A 13,976-nucleotide genomic window follows, 5' to 3' on the forward strand; every position below is an offset into this window, starting at 1 on the left:
GAACTCCTGCACATGGCAATCGGGAAGGTCGCACAAGGGCGCGGCGAATTAAGTCCCTCCCCCTTGTGGGGAGGGGTTGGGGAGGGGTGTCTTGCCAAGTCAAAAACATAATCACGCTCCCAGCGGCCGGAGCAGGTCGCGGCTGATGATGTGCCGCTGGATTTCCGACGTGCCGTCCCAGATGCGCTCGACACGGGCGTCGCGCCAGAAGCGGGCAAGCGGGAGGTCGTCCATAAGCCCCATGCCGCCATAGATCTGGATCGCCTCATCGGTGACGCGGGCGAGCATTTCCGTCGCAAAGACTTTCGCCGAGGCGATCTCGCGGTTCGATGGCAGGCCCTGGTCGAGACGCCAGGCGGCCGACAGCGTCAGCAGATCGGCAGCATCGATGTCGGTGATCATGTCGGCGAGCTTGAACGAAACGCCCTGGTTGGCACCGATCGGCTTGCCGAACTGCTTGCGCTCGGCCGCGTAGGACAGCGCATAGTCGAAAGCGCGGCGGGCACGGCCGACGGAGGTCGCAGCGACCGTAAGGCGCGTCGCATAGAGCCAGTCATTGGCGATGTCGAAGCCCTTGTGGACTTCTCCGAGGATCTGAGAGGAGGGCAGGCGGCAATCGTCGAAGGTCAGGATGCAGTTTTTGTAGCCACGATGTGACACGGAGTTGTAGCCGTCGCGAATCTCGAAGCCCGGCGTGTCGCGATCGACGAGGAAGCAGGTGATCTTCTTCTTCGGCCCGCGCGGCGTGTCTTCTTCGCCCGTGGCGATGAAGACGATGACGAAATCGGCGATGTCGGCATGGCTGATGAAGTGCTTGGTGCCGCTGACGATCCAGTCGTCGCCGTCCTGGCGGGCAAAACATTTCATGCCGCGGACGTCGGAGCCGGCATCCGGTTCGGTCATGGCGAGCGCATCGAATTTTTCGCCGGTGACGGCGGGGATCAGATATCTCTGACGTTGCTCCGCGTTGCAGGCCATCAGGATTCCGGAGGGGCGGCCGAAGAAGACGGTCAGCGCCATCGAGCCGCGGCCGAGTTCGCGCTCGACCAGCGTGAACGTCTGGTGATCGAGACCGGCGCCGCCGACCTCCTCGGGCATGTTGCAGGCGAAGAAACCGAGCGCCTTGCACTTGGCCGCGATCTCCCGACCGAGTTCGCGCGGCACGAAACCAGTGCGCTCCACCTCGTTCTCGTGCGGATAGATTTCGGTTTCGACGAAGCCGCGAACGGTGTCGACGATCATCTGCTGTTCTTCGGTCAATGCGAAATCCATGGTTCGTTCCCTCGTATTCTTGTTTTGGGCCTGGCCTCTCCTCGAACCTTGCCCTCACCCTAACCCTCTCCCCCTAAACGGGGAGAGGGGACGACGGAGGCTGCCGCTTGTTCCTTCTCCCCGTTTACGGGGAGAAGGTGCCCGACAGGGCGGATGAGGGGCAACGCGTCCGTCTAAATTATCGCTTCTGCCCCACACTCCGCCCGACACCCTCGGGCCTGGCTAGCCCGGCATGCGCCTCAGCAATCGCCTCGACCTTGGCAATCACCTCCGGCAGTGCCGGAACAGCCTTGCTGGCCTTCGAATCCACATGCAGCAGCATCTGCTCGGCCGTTGCGACAGGCTCGCTGGATGCCGCGTTGTAGATGGTCGAGAAGATGTGCAGGCGCTTTTCGTCGTGCGACAGGATCTGGCAGGTCGAGTACAGTGCGTCGCCGAGCCGGGCTTCGCCGAGATTGCGGATATGCGTTTCGACAGTGTAGTAGCTGTGGCCATTTTTGACATAGTCGAGATCGACACCGATCAGGCGCAGCAGGCCGTCGGATGTGTCCCCGAAGACCTGCAGATAGCGGTGTTCGGTCATGTGGCCGTTATAGTCGACCCAGGCGGCATTGACCTTGGTGTCGAGGATGCGGATGGGTTCGGCTTGACCCAGATCGGTCTGCGGCCTTTCTGCGTTGGCCCAAAGGCGCTGTTCGAATTCCGCGAGCAGCTTGCCGGCACCCCAGCCCTTGCCGCCGTCGCCGCTCTTCAGCGCATGCATGATGCCGACGAGATTTTCGTCGCGGATGCGTTCCAGTTCGCGGATCGAGCGTCCGCCCGCCTGCGCATCCGACTGGGCGCCGATCTTCTCGACCAGGGCGTCGTCAAGATCGACGACATCGGTGAATTTCGTCCATGGCCATTTCAGGCAGGGGCCGAACTGGGCCAGGAAGTGGCGCATGCCGGCTTCGCCGCCGGCGATGCGGTAGGTCTCGAAGAGGCCCATCTGGGCCCAGCGCATGCCGAAGGAATAGCGCATGACGTTGTCGAGCGTTTCGGTATCGCAGATATCGTCCTGGATCAGCCACAGGGCTTCGCGCCACAGCGCTTCCAGCAGGCGGTCGCCGACGAAGGCCTCGATCTCCTTGGCGATGACGACGCCCTTCATGCCGATCTGTTCGACGGCGACGCCGGCGCGGGCGATCGTTTCCTTCGAGGTCTGCTTGCCGCCGACGAGTTCGACCAGCGGCAAGAGGTAGACCGGGTTATAGGGATGCGCGACGAACATGCGCTCAGGGTGTTTCATTTCGGCTTGCAGGTCGGACGGCATCAGGCCGGAGGTGGAGGAGCCGATCAGCGCATCGGGGGAGGCGGCCGCGTCGATCTCTGTGAGAACGCCGCGCTTCAGCGCAAGCCGTTCCGGGACGCTTTCCTGAATCCATTCAGCGTTTTGCACGGCCTCTTCGATGCTGTTGCAGAAGGTGAGCGTGCCTTTCTTCGGCAGCGGCGCCATGGTCAGCATGGCATAGGCCTTTTCGGCATTGGCCATGACTTCGCCGATGATGCGCTTTGCCTCCGGATGCGGATCGAACATGTTGACGTCGACGCCGGCCAGGATGAAGCGCGCCGCCCAGGCCCCGCCGATAACGCCGCCGCCGATACAGGCCGCCTTGGTGATTTTGGTCATGAGTTCTGCGTTCCCTCGTAAATTCTGCATTCGCGGCTTTCCCCTCATCCGGCCCTGCGGGCCACCTTCTCCCCGCTGGGGAGAAGAGGGAGGTTGCCGATCCCTCTGCCTTCAAATCGTACCGCTTGCGCGGTGCGAGCTTTTTGCGAAGCGGTTGCTCCAGCCACCCTCTTCTCCCCAGCGGGGAGAAGGTGCCCGTAGGGCGGATGAGGGGGGCTTCGCGTCCAACTCGAAATCAACGCTTCGTCAGCTTCAGCTTTTCACGCACTTCCGCGGGGCCGATCACCCGGGCGCCCATGCCTTCGATGACGCTCACGGCCTTTTCGACGAGCTGGCCATTGGTGGCGAGCTGACCCTTGCCGACATAGAGATTGTCCTCGAGGCCGACGCGGACATTGCCGCCGGCAAGCACCGCTGCCGCCGGATAGGCAAGCGCGTTGCGGCCGATCGAGAAGGCGGAGAAGGTCCAGTTGTCCGGCACGTTGTTGACCATCGCCATGAAGGTGTTGAGGTCGTCTGGCGCGCCCCACGGGATGCCCATGCAGAGCTGGATGAGCACCGGATCCTCGATCAGGCCTTCCTCGACGAGCTGCTTGGCAAACCAGAGATGGCCGGTATCGAAGGCTTCGATTTCCGGACGCACGCCCAGCGCCGTCATCTGGCGGGCCATTTCGCGCAGCATCGACGGCGTGTTGGTCATGACGTAATCGCCGAGCGAGAAGTTCATGGTGCCGCAATCGAGCGTGCAGATTTCCGGCCGGCATTCGGCGACGTGGGCGACACGCTCGGTGGCGCCGGCCATGTCGGTGCCCTGCGGATTGAGCGGCAGCGGGCTTTCGACATTGCCGAAAATGAGATCGCCGCCCATGCCGGCGGTAAGGTTCAGCACCACGTCGACATCGGCGGAGCGGATACGGTCGGTCACCTCCTTGTAGAGGTCGAGGCGACGGGCGGCGGCACCCGTTTCAGGATCGCGGACATGGCAATGGGCAACGGCGGCACCAGCCTTCGCGGCTTCGATGGCGGCATCGGCAATCTGCTTCGGCGTGATCGGCACATGCGATGATTTGGAAACGGTGTCGCCGGAGCCGGTCACGGCACAGGTGATGAAAACGTCGCGGTTCATGCTTAGCGGCATAAAAAGCCTCCCCTTGTTCTTGTCGTGCATTACGAGGCAAGAACGAGTGCGCTGCTTTCCCTTTTCGGGTGTGTAGTATACATTTCCAGAACCAAAAGCCGGAGATGGACGAATGCTTGCTCCGAGGAACGAAACTCAGCATATCGACCTGCTCGTGTTGCCGGAGACCAATCTGATCCTCGTCGCATCGGTGATCGAACCCTTGCGCGCCGCAAACCGCATTGCCGGAAAGGCGCTCTACGACTGGGAGATCTTCAGTCCGGACGGCAACGCGATCGAGACCAAGAGCGGCATCCCGATCCCGGTGGCCGGTCCCTTTCGGCCGCAGAAGGAAACCGCACCACTTTTCGTCCTGTCGAGCTACAACTGGCAGGCCTATACGACGTCGCATCTGCGCATGCAGCTTTCCCAGACGGCACGCTATCGCGAAGTGATGGCCGGCATCGAGTCAGGCTCGTGGATGTTGGCCGAAACCAGCCTGCTCGACAATTATTCGGCCACGACCCACTGGGAGGATTTCGAGGATTTCACTGCCGCCTATCCGCAGATCACGATGGTGCACGAGCGCTTCGTCATCGACGGCAAACGCATCACCACCGGCGGCTCGCTGCCCACGCTCGACCTGATGCTGGAACTGATCCGTCGCCAGCACAGCTACTCGCTGGCACTGGAGGTGTCGCGGCTGTTCATCTACGAGCAGGAGCGCACGCGCGGCGACCTCCTGCAGGTGCCGGCGATCGGCAATATGCGGATTCTCGACGCACGCGTCGGCGCGGCCGTGAAGCTGATGGAGGAGACGGTGGATGCGCCGATGACGCTTACCCGTCTCGCCAGGAGGGTCGGCGTCAGCGCCCGTCATCTGCAGGACCTGTTCCAGGAAACGATGGGCGTCGCGCCGCATGCGCACTACCTGGCGCTGAGGCTGAACGCGGCGCGGCGCAAGGTTATCGAGACGCGTGCCGATTTCGCCGATATCGCCGCGGCCACGGGCTTCAATTCATCCTCGGCCTTTTCCCGCAGCTACCGCGCCCACTATCGCGAAAGTCCGAGCGAAACGCGCAGACGCCTGAAGCTCAAGAAGTGATTCAATCCCTTCATGCGCTGATTCAGGTGGCGATCGATTTTGGAGTCGATTCAAGGGATTGCAGCGTGGTTCGGAGATTCCGATTCAATCGCGGTCGCCAGCATCATCGCCAGCATCGCTTCTCCAGCCTGCCGCGACAGCGCGTTCTTCTGCCAGACGAGGCAAAGGTTCTGCATAAAACCGGCCCCCAGCCGGCGCATGGCAGGGCCGTTTCGCACGCGCGCGGTGGAGCTTTCCGGGAGCACCGAGAGATACCCGTGGTTCATCACCAGGTTGAGGATGACGGGGATGGAGTCGACCTCGGTTATCGCCAGCCGACTGCGTTCGTGTTCGCCGAGCGTCTCGCCGATGAATTGTTCGGCCTGCTGACGCAGCCCGCTTTTCCGGCTGGGAACGGCGATCGGATTGGACTGTAGCAGTGCATGCAGATCCGCGCCGTGCCGGTCGAAGAGAGAAGCGTGTCCCGTCAGGGCGAGCGGCGCGCGCGAGATCAGCCTGCCTTCGAACTCCGCAGGGAAGGTTTCGAGATCAAGCAGCACGACGTCGAACCGGCGGCTCTTCAAGCCGGCGATCAACTCGTCGGCGGTGGTGCTGGAAATGAACAGCGGCTCACGGGGATGGGTGCGGCGCCATTCCGCGGTCAGCACTGCCAGCATGCGGGCGATCTCGCTCTCCGGCCCAAGCGGCATGACCGAGCCGAGACGCCATGTCGCGGCCGTCCGGCGGAAGCGATCGCCGGATGCACGCGAAAGTCGCTGCCAGATATCGAGCAGGCTTTCGGCGATTGGCATCGCGGCCAGACCCTCTTCCGTACAGGCGATACCCGACGGGGAACGAATGAGCAGATCATAACCGAGGTCTCGTTCAAGATCGGCCATCTGCCGGGTCAATTGCGGCTGGCCGGTGCCCGCTATCTTGGCGGCGCCGCGTATGCTGCCGCTGCGTGCGACGGTAACGAAACGCTCGAGCGCGGTCAGGCTGATCGATGGGACCGTGTTCAAGGGGCCGGTTGCCGCCGGCGAAAGCAGCAACTGGATCGCCCGGTTTGCGGCGGCAAGGTCCTGCATCCGGCTTTGCGCCTCCAGCGTCGGCACCAGGATGCCTCCCTCGCGCCTGACGAGCGGTACGGCGATTGCGGCTTCGAAACGCTTCAACGCGGCGCTGACGCTTGAGGCCGGTCGGTTACCGGCCTTCGCCGCGCGGCGAATTCCTTTTTCCTCGAGGATCGCATGAACGAGGGACAGCGTGGCGATATCCATGGCCGGTGTGTCTCAGTTGAAGAATACGCGGGATGAAAGTGGATGTTCGGTTCTTCCTATCTCATGTTCGGTTTTTGGGATATATCGCATTCGAGGTGATTGGGCATAGCATGTGCGGCATCAAACGTGAGTCAAAGCATGCACGCATCGGTGAGAACCATCGTCCTGACTGGCAATCCGCTCGACTTCGCCGCACTGGAGAAGATCGGGTCGGGGCTCTATGTGCCGATGGTGGCCGAGCAGTCTTTCGCGCGGGTGGAAGCGGCGCATGCGGTGATTGCCGATCGTCTCGCCATGGGCTTGCCGGTCTATGGCGCAAACACCGGCGTCGGCTCGATGAAGGACCGTTTGTGGACCGTCGATGACCTCGTCGAATTCAACGCCGCGCTCGTCAAGGCCCACCATTTCGGCACCGGCGAACTGTTTTCTGCGGCCATCGTCCGCAAGGCCATCGCCATCCGCATCAATACGGCACTTGGTGGCCATACCGGCTGTAGCGTCGAGCTCGTCAAGGCGTTCCTTGACCTTTTGGAGCGGGGCGTCGTCCCGGCCGTCCATCGGCATGGTTCGATCGGTTGCGCAGATATCGGCCTGATGGGGCAGGTGGCTTCCGTTTTGACCGGCACCGGCGAGGCATTTTTCCGTGGTGAGTTGCTCCCCGCTGCAGAAGCGCTCAGCCGCGCCGGGCTCGAGCCGTTCGTCATGCAGCCACGTGATGCGCTGGCTTCGCTGAGTGTCAACGCGACGGCTTTTGCAGCGGCGGCCGACGTCTTGCGCGAGGCGGCCTCCGCCGTCCGGGTTGCGATGGCGACCGGCTTGATGTCGTCCCTGTCATTGGGGGCTTCCGCCGATCCGTGGCGGGTTGCCGCGACGCTCTCGACGCGCGGCGAAGCCCTGGTCGGCTCCTGGCTCTACGGCCAATCGAATGTCGTGGACTGGCCATTGCCGACGGCGATTCACGACCCCTTGAGCCTGCGCATGACGGCGCAGGTGTTCGGGGCGGTTGTCGATACACTGCTCGTCGCGGCCGAGCGGCTGGTCGATGCAACCTATTTGTCCGACGACAATCCGGTGGTGCTTGGTGGCCAGGTGCATGCGTCGGGTGCCTCGCTGCCGCTGACGACCACGCTTTATATCGAGACGGCGCAGATCGCCTTTTCCCATGTAGCGCGCAACATGCTGAACCGTTGCATCCTGCTCTCGAACGGCGTGCGGCGAAACCTGCCGATCAATCTGGTCGCCCCGGGCGAGGTGGCGAGCGGTCTCGGTCCGCTGATGAAACTGGTCGTCGAGCTCTATATGCGCGTCCAGTCGATGGCCGTGCCGCTGTCGGCACAGTCGATCGTCGTTGCCGGTGGTCTCGAAGAGGAAGCGACCTTCCTGCCGCTGATCGTCGAGCGCATGGAGACGCAAGTGCGCGATCTGCGCCAGATGGCGGCGATCGAGGCACTGCTGTCGGCACAGGCGATCGATCTGCTCGGTGACAAGCCGCAAGGCGTGACGCAGGTCGCCTATGATCGCGTTCGTGCGCTGAGCGCGATCTACCTGAAGGATCGACCCCTCTCGAAGGAGATCGAGGCCCTGCACCGTGAGTTCGCGTCAGAGGGCTTGCTGCATACCCTTGTCGAAATGGCGCCGATGCCGGAGTTCGATGATTTCTTCGCGCTCGGCAAATGAAAGGGAATTGAGATGTCAGATTTCGACCTCGTTCTCAAAGGCACGGTGGTTCTTGCCGACCGCGTCGTCGACGGCGGTCATGTGGCGGTGCGTGACGGCAAGATCGCCTTTGTCGGGCAAGGCGCGATGCCTGCCGCGCGCGAACGCCATGATCTCGGGCCGGCACTTATCCTGCCCGGCGCAATCGATGCGCAGGTGCATTCTCTGAGCCAGAGGGATCAGGAGGATTTCATCTGGTCGACACGTTCTGCCGCAGCCGGTGGCGTCACGACGATCGTCGACATGCCCTATGACGAGGGCAATCTCGTCTGCTCGGCGGAGGCCGTGAAGCGCAAGATCGACCATGCCGGTGCGCAGGCGCGCGTCGATTTCGCGCTCTACGGCACGATCGATCCGGAGGAGGGCCCGGCGAGAATTGGCGAAATGGTCGAGGCCGGGGTCGCCGCCTTCAAGTTCTCGACTTTCGGCACGGATCCGAAGCGGTTTCCGCGTATCCCCGCGGGGCTGCTGGAAGATTGCTTTCGCGCCATCGCGCCGACCGGGCTCACGGCAGGCGTCCATAACGAGGATGACGAAGCGGTGCGGGCGGCGATCGACAAGGTCAAGGCAGCCGGGATTACCGACTACCGGGCGCATGGCCTGTCGCGACCGCCGCTGACCGAACTGCTCGCCACCAACCAGATCTATGAGACGGGGGCGGCGACCGGCTGCCCGGCACATGTGGTGCATTGTTCGGTCGGCCGCGGCTACGAGATCGCCGCCGCCTACCGGGCGCAAGGATACCGCGCGACGATCGAGTGCTGCATTCACTATCTCGTCCTCGACGAGGAGAACGACGTAAAACGGCTTGGCGGCAAGGCGAAGATCAATCCGCCGATCCGGCCGCGCGCCGAGGTGGAAAAGCTTTGGCGGCATGTGGCCGATGGCACGGTGACGCTGGTTTCCACCGATCACGTCAGCTGGTCGGAAAACCGCAAGACCAATCCGGATATGCTGGCCAATGCCTCCGGCGTGCCGGGGCTGGAAGTGATGATCCCGCTGTTCGTCAAGGGCGCGCTGGAGCGTGGCATTCCGCTGACCCGTGCAGCGGAATTGATGGCGCGCAATCCCGCCCGGCATTTCCGGCTCGATCATTGCAAGGGAGCCCTTCAGGTCGGCAAGGATGCAGATATCACCGTGCTGACGCAGGAACCCTACACCTACGACGCGGCGGCAAGCGGCAACAACGTCGTCGGCTGGTCGCCCTACAACGGCATTCGGCTCCCTTGGCGCGTGGCTGCCACCTACGATCGCGGCACGCTTGTCTTCGATGGGACGTCCGTACTCGCCGCACCCGGCTCCGGTACGTTCGTCCGGCCGCTGCGGAGCCTGCCGCTGCGCGAGGCCGTGTGATGGGCGTCATCGAAACCAATCTGCCGGTCGATGCCCGCCGCATCGCCGACATAATCAAGGGGCTGGCGCGGATCACCGAACCGGACCGACCCTATACGCGGCGCGCCTTCACTCCGCTCTTTCTGGAGGGGCGCGCCTTTCTGGAGCAGCGCTTCAAAGCCGCTGGCCTCGAAACAAGGATCGACGCGTCCGGCAATCTCATTGGCCGGCGCAAGGGGCGCAAGTCGGGCCTCGGCACGATCATGCTCGGCTCGCATTCCGACACGGTGCCGGAGGGTGGCCGGTTCGATGGTATCGCCGGCGTGGCAGCAGCGCTTGAAGTCGCGCAAGCGCTGAGCGATGCCGGCATCCGGCTCGACCACGATCTTGAGGTCGTCGATTTCCTGGCCGAAGAAGTCTCGGTGTTCGGTGTTTCCTGCATCGGCAGCCGCGGCATGGCGGGGCTGATCCCCGACGGATGGCTGAGCCGCGCTCACGGCGAATTGACGCTGCGCCAGGGCATGATCGATGCCGGCGGTGACCCGTCTCGGTTGGCCCAGCAGAAACGATCGGACATCAAGGCATTTCTGGAGCTGCATATCGAGCAGGGGCCGGTGCTCGAAGCCGAACGCTGCGACGTGGGGATCGTCACAGCCATCGCCGGCATTACCCGGGTCGAAATCCTGTTCGAGGGCCAGGCAGATCATGCCGGCACCACGCCGATGGGGCGCAGGCGTGACGCGCTGACGGCTGCTGCCAGGATGGTCGGCGAGGTCGCACGCCTCGGGACGGAATTTTCCAAGGGCGAGGGGCATTTCACCGCGACGGTCGGCGAATTTTCGATCGAGCCGAACGCGGCAAATGTCGTGCCGTCCCGAGCCCGGCTGCTGATCGACGCGCGGGCGGAACTGCGGCCCGACATGGAGCGCTTCATTGCCGAGATCGACCAGCTTGCCGTCGATATCCAGCGCGATACCGGCGTATCGATCGCCTCACCGAAGCTGATCTCCGACAATTTCCCGACGCCCGCCGACCCGCTGGTGCTGCGCAATCTGGAAGCGGCCTGCGACCGTGTCGGCGCAAAACACCGGCGCATGGCCTCCGGCGCCGGTCACGACACGGCCTGGATGGCGCGGATTTCGAAGGCGGCGATGATCTTCATCGCCTGCCGCGAGGGCCGATCGCACACGCCGGACGAATGGGCCGATAAGGACGACATCACGCTGGGTGCGGCGGTGCTGTTCGAGGCGGTGAGGAAACTTGACTCGGATTTACAGGGAGCGCGCTGATGGGCCGGATACTCATCGAGAAAGACGTCGAGGCGGCGGTCAAGGGCGGCTCGGTCTATGCGGCCGGCGGCGGCGGATGGGCGGATCACGGCCGCATGCTCGGCTATGCGGCGGTGTCGATCGGCAAGCCGGAGCTGGTCTCGATCGATGAACTCGACGCGAACGACTGGGTGGCGACGGCCGCCGCGATCGGTGCGCCGGCCTCGACCACGCCCTGGGAAATGCGCGGCGTCGACTACGTCAAGGCGGTGCAACTGCTGCAGGAGGCGCTCGGCGAAAAGATCGCCGGTCTGATCGTCGGCCAGAACGGCAAGTCGTCGACGCTGAACGGCTGGCTGCCCTCGGCGATCCTCGGCACCAAGGTCGTCGATGCCGTCGGCGATATCCGCGCGCATCCGACCGGCGACATGGGATCGATCGGTCTTGCCGGCTCGCCCGAGCCGATGATCCAGACGGCCGTCGGCGGCAATCGCGAGGAAAACCGCTATATCGAACTCGTCGTACGCGGCGCGACAGCCAAGGTTTCGCCGATCCTGCGCACGGCCTCAGACATGTCCGGCGGCTTCATCGCGTCGGCCCGAAATCCTGTGCGCGCCACCTACGTCAAGGCTAATGCAGCGCTCGGCGGCATCTCGCTCGCCTTGACTCTGGGTGAGGCGATCATCGCTGCGGAAGCCAAGGGCGGCGGCGCCATCATCGACGCGATCGTCAAGACGACGAACGGCGCAATCCTCGCGGAAGGAACGATCACCGACAAGTCGGTCGCCTACACCAGGGAAGCCTTCGATATCGGCACGGTGACGCTCGGGAAGGGCGATGACTCTACGGTACTCCACATCATGAACGAATACATGGCGGTGGAGAATGCCGGCGGCAAGCGGCTGGCGACCTTCCCGGACGTGATCACGACGTTGGCGCCGGACGGCGAACCCTTAAGCGTCGGACAGTTGCAGGTCGGCATGAAGATCTTCGTGCTGCATGTGCCGAAGACGGTCATCCCGCTCGCCTCCAGCGTGCTTGATCCATCCGTCTATCCGCCGGTGGAGAAGGCGATGGGGATCGACATCGCGCGCTACGCCTTGTCCGGCCGGATATAGGAGATTGTGCCATGGCGCGCGACGCGGGTCTCGAGGAACTGATCAGGCAGGAGCTTGGCGAACGGCCGGGACTTTCCGAGAAGCCGATGTTCGGTGGTCTTGCCTTTCTCCTCGACGGCAATCTTCTTTGCGGGGCCCGCAACGACGGCATGTTGGCGCGGCTCGGCAAGGGCAATGACGGCTGGGCACTGGCACATCCCGGCATCGAACTCATGGTGATGGGGGATCGTCCGATGAATGGCTGGGTGCGCGCGGGTGCGCAGGCGTATGGCGACGATGCCTTGCGCCAGCGCCTGCTCGATGCAGCGCTCGCCTATGTTGTCTCGCTGCCGCCGAAGTGAACGGCAAGCGATCCATACTTTCTGCCTTCGCTCGTTCTTCCGCGGAAGCGGTGCGAGGAGACAGGGATACGATCGCAGATAGGAAGAAGGAAGACCGTCATGCCCAAACCAAACCCTCGCCACCCGAACTTTCCTATCCCCGGTGGTCCCGAACTGCGTGCCAAGGGGTGGCGGCAGGAGGCTTTGCTGCGGCTTCTGGAAAACGTGCTGTCGGTCGGCGAGGATCCGGACAATCTGATCGTCTATGCCGCGCTCGGCAAGGCCGCGCGCAACTGGGCCGCCCACAAGGCGATCGTCAAGGCGCTGATCGAAATGGACGAGGACCAGACGCTGGTGATCCAGTCCGGCAAGCCGGTTGGGCTCTTGAAGACCCATGCGAAGGCGCCGCTGGTCATCATGGCCAATTGCAACATCGTCGGCCAGTGGGCGAAGGCCGAGGTGTTTTATGAACTGGAGCGGCAGGGACTGATCTGCTGGGGCGGGCTGACGGCCGGCGCCTGGCAATATATCGGCAGCCAGGGCGTCATCCAGGGTACCTATGAAATCTTCATGCGCATCGCCGAAAACCGGTTCGGCGGCGATCTTGCCGGCCGTTTCATCCTGACGGCCGGGCTGGGCGGCATGGGCGGCGCGCAGCCGCTGGCCGGCCGCATGGCTGGGGCTGCGATCCTCTGCATCGACATCGACCCCGTGCGGGCCGAAAAGCGCAAGGCGATCGGCTATCTCGAACATGTCGCGCCGGATCTTGATACGGCGCTCGCGATGATCAGTGAGGCGGTCAAGAAGAAGCGCGCCACCTCGATCGGCCTGGTCGGCAACGCAGCGGCCCTCTATCCGGAAATCGCCAGGCGCGGCGTCGTCCCCGATATCGTCACCGACCAGACATCCGCCCACGACCTCGTCTACGGCTACGTGCCGAAGGGCATGAGCCTCGACGAGGTGAAGCGCCTGCGGGTCGAGGGGCAGGGGCAACTGATGGCCGCCAGCCGCGCCTCGATCGTCGATCACGTCAAGGCCATGCTGGAATTTCAGGCGCGGGGCTCGGAAGTCTTCGACAACGGCAACCTGATCCGGACGCAGGCGCGCGAGGGCGGTGTTGCGAACGCTTTCGACATCCGCATCTTCACCGAAGCCTACCTGCGCCCGCTGTTTGCCCGCGCCATCGGCCCCTTTCGCTGGATGGCGCTGTCGGGCGAGGAGAGCGACATTGCCCGCATCGACGACCTGCTCCTCACGATGTTCCCGGACAACAAAATCGTTACCAACTGGATCTGGCTGGCACGGGCAAACGTGCCCTTCGAAGGCCTGCCCGCCCGCATCGCCTGGCTCGGTCATGGTGAACGCACCGAACTGGCGCTTGCCGTCAACGCGCTGGTCGCATCCGGCGAGCTCAAGGGCCCGATCGCCTTTTCCCGCGATCACCTCGACGCCGGCGCGATGGCGCATCCCAACATCATGACGGAGCGGATGAAGGACGGATCGGATGCCATCGCCGACTGGCCGCTGCTCGACGCGATGCTGCTCTGCTCCTCCATGGCCGACCTCGTCGTCGTCCATTCGGGCGGCGGTGGTTACGCTGGCTATATGACCAGCTGCGGCGTGACGGTCGTGGCTGATGGCACGGAGAGCGGAGCGGAACGGCTGAGCCACGCGCTGACCAATGACACGTCGCTCGGTGTCATCCGCTATGCGGATGCGGGCTATGAAGAGTCGCTGGACGAGATCGGCAAGAAGGGCATCGGGTATATCGGTTTGGCGTAGTGCGGGTGCTGGTCGGCC

The 13,976-nt window shown here is 63.7% G+C and carries 11 protein-coding genes; 7 read left to right on the plus strand and 4 right to left on the minus strand.

The genetic code is table 11. The features are described from left to right. Positions 1–111 precede the first annotated feature (111 nt). The 3 genes from A3AY_RS0114715 to bcoG form a co-directional block, all read right to left on the minus strand. The gene (locus A3AY_RS0114715) at positions 112–1,272 is read right to left on the minus strand and encodes an acyl-CoA dehydrogenase family protein (RefSeq protein WP_018326418.1); all 1,161 of its coding nucleotides are present in this window, start codon (positions 1,270–1,272) and stop codon (positions 112–114) included. 178 nt (positions 1,273–1,450) lie between these two features. Continuing rightward, positions 1,451–2,941: a carnitine 3-dehydrogenase gene (locus tag A3AY_RS0114720; RefSeq protein WP_018326419.1), complete on the minus strand. Its 1,491-nt coding sequence runs from the start codon at positions 2,939–2,941 to the stop codon at positions 1,451–1,453. Positions 2,942–3,176: 235 nt separating this feature from the next. Next, positions 3,177–4,079, minus strand: a complete 903-nt coding sequence (gene bcoG / locus A3AY_RS0114725; RefSeq protein ID WP_026203453.1) for a 3-dehydrocarnitine:acetyl-CoA trimethylamine transferase BcoG — start codon at positions 4,077–4,079, stop codon at positions 3,177–3,179. Between the two features lie 112 nt (positions 4,080–4,191). Between bcoG and A3AY_RS0114730 the strand changes: the two genes are divergently transcribed. Beyond that, positions 4,192–5,163 (plus strand): GlxA family transcriptional regulator, encoded by a 972-nt coding sequence (locus A3AY_RS0114730; protein WP_018326421.1) that lies wholly within the window; start codon positions 4,192–4,194, stop codon positions 5,161–5,163. Positions 5,164–5,213: 50 nt separating this feature from the next. Here A3AY_RS0114730 and A3AY_RS0114735 read toward each other — a convergent pair whose 3' ends face one another. Continuing rightward, positions 5,214–6,422: a LysR family transcriptional regulator gene (locus A3AY_RS0114735; RefSeq protein WP_018326422.1), complete on the minus strand. Its 1,209-nt coding sequence runs from the start codon at positions 6,420–6,422 to the stop codon at positions 5,214–5,216. A gap of 138 nt (positions 6,423–6,560) precedes the next feature. Here A3AY_RS0114735 and A3AY_RS0114740 point away from each other — a divergent pair, with 138 nt between their 5' ends. The 6 genes from A3AY_RS0114740 to A3AY_RS0114765 all read left to right on the plus strand — a co-directional run bounded on the left by A3AY_RS0114740 (position 6,561) and on the right by A3AY_RS0114765 (position 13,958). Further along, on the plus strand, positions 6,561–8,099 hold the full coding sequence (locus A3AY_RS0114740) for an aromatic amino acid lyase (RefSeq protein WP_018326423.1): 1,539 nt from the start codon (positions 6,561–6,563) through the stop codon (positions 8,097–8,099). Between the two features lie 12 nt (positions 8,100–8,111). Beyond that, positions 8,112–9,491, plus strand: a complete 1,380-nt coding sequence (locus tag A3AY_RS0114745) for a dihydroorotase (RefSeq protein WP_018326424.1) — start codon at positions 8,112–8,114, stop codon at positions 9,489–9,491. Next, positions 9,491–10,759, plus strand: a complete 1,269-nt coding sequence (locus tag A3AY_RS0114750; RefSeq protein WP_018326425.1) for a Zn-dependent hydrolase — start codon at positions 9,491–9,493, stop codon at positions 10,757–10,759. Before A3AY_RS0114745 ends, A3AY_RS0114750 begins: the two co-directional genes overlap by 1 nt. Then, a complete protein-coding gene (locus tag A3AY_RS0114755) occupies positions 10,759–11,856 on the plus strand; it encodes a DUF917 domain-containing protein (protein WP_018326426.1) in 1,098 nt (365 codons plus the stop codon). Before A3AY_RS0114750 ends, A3AY_RS0114755 begins: the two co-directional genes overlap by 1 nt. An 11-nt stretch (positions 11,857–11,867) precedes the next feature. Continuing rightward, positions 11,868–12,197, plus strand: coding sequence for a TfoX/Sxy family protein (locus A3AY_RS0114760; RefSeq protein ID WP_018326427.1), 330 nt, complete (start codon positions 11,868–11,870; stop codon positions 12,195–12,197). 99 nt (positions 12,198–12,296) lie between these two features. Next, complete coding sequence (locus tag A3AY_RS0114765) at positions 12,297–13,958, plus strand: urocanate hydratase (protein ID WP_026203454.1); 1,662 nt, start codon at positions 12,297–12,299, stop codon at positions 13,956–13,958. The last annotated feature ends 18 nt before the right edge of the window (positions 13,959–13,976 follow it).

The organism is Rhizobium giardinii bv. giardinii H152 (assembly GCF_000379605.1).
Lineage (GTDB): Bacteria > Pseudomonadota > Alphaproteobacteria > Rhizobiales > Rhizobiaceae > Pararhizobium > Pararhizobium giardinii.

What these genes read in the sequence shown, in the direction of transcription:
- A3AY_RS0114745 (WP_018326424.1), top strand. Translation starts at nt 8,112, where the DNA reads ATGTCAGATTTCGACCTCGTTCTCAAAGGCACGGTGGTTCTTGCCGAC.
- bcoG (WP_026203453.1), bottom strand. Translation starts at nt 4,079, where the DNA reads ATGCCGCTAAGCATGAACCGCGACGTTTTCATCACCTGTGCCGTGACC.
- A3AY_RS0114765 (WP_026203454.1), top strand. Translation starts at nt 12,297, where the DNA reads ATGCCCAAACCAAACCCTCGCCACCCGAACTTTCCTATCCCCGGTGGT.
- A3AY_RS0114750 (WP_018326425.1), top strand. Translation starts at nt 9,491, where the DNA reads ATGGGCGTCATCGAAACCAATCTGCCGGTCGATGCCCGCCGCATCGCC.
- A3AY_RS0114755 (WP_018326426.1), top strand. Translation starts at nt 10,759, where the DNA reads ATGGGCCGGATACTCATCGAGAAAGACGTCGAGGCGGCGGTCAAGGGC.
- A3AY_RS0114760 (WP_018326427.1), top strand. Translation starts at nt 11,868, where the DNA reads ATGGCGCGCGACGCGGGTCTCGAGGAACTGATCAGGCAGGAGCTTGGC.
- A3AY_RS0114720 (WP_018326419.1), bottom strand. Translation starts at nt 2,941, where the DNA reads ATGACCAAAATCACCAAGGCGGCCTGTATCGGCGGCGGCGTTATCGGC.
- A3AY_RS0114715 (WP_018326418.1), bottom strand. Translation starts at nt 1,272, where the DNA reads ATGGATTTCGCATTGACCGAAGAACAGCAGATGATCGTCGACACCGTT.
- A3AY_RS0114735 (WP_018326422.1), bottom strand. Translation starts at nt 6,422, where the DNA reads ATGGATATCGCCACGCTGTCCCTCGTTCATGCGATCCTCGAGGAAAAA.
- A3AY_RS0114740 (WP_018326423.1), top strand. Translation starts at nt 6,561, where the DNA reads ATGCACGCATCGGTGAGAACCATCGTCCTGACTGGCAATCCGCTCGAC.
- A3AY_RS0114730 (WP_018326421.1), top strand. Translation starts at nt 4,192, where the DNA reads ATGCTTGCTCCGAGGAACGAAACTCAGCATATCGACCTGCTCGTGTTG.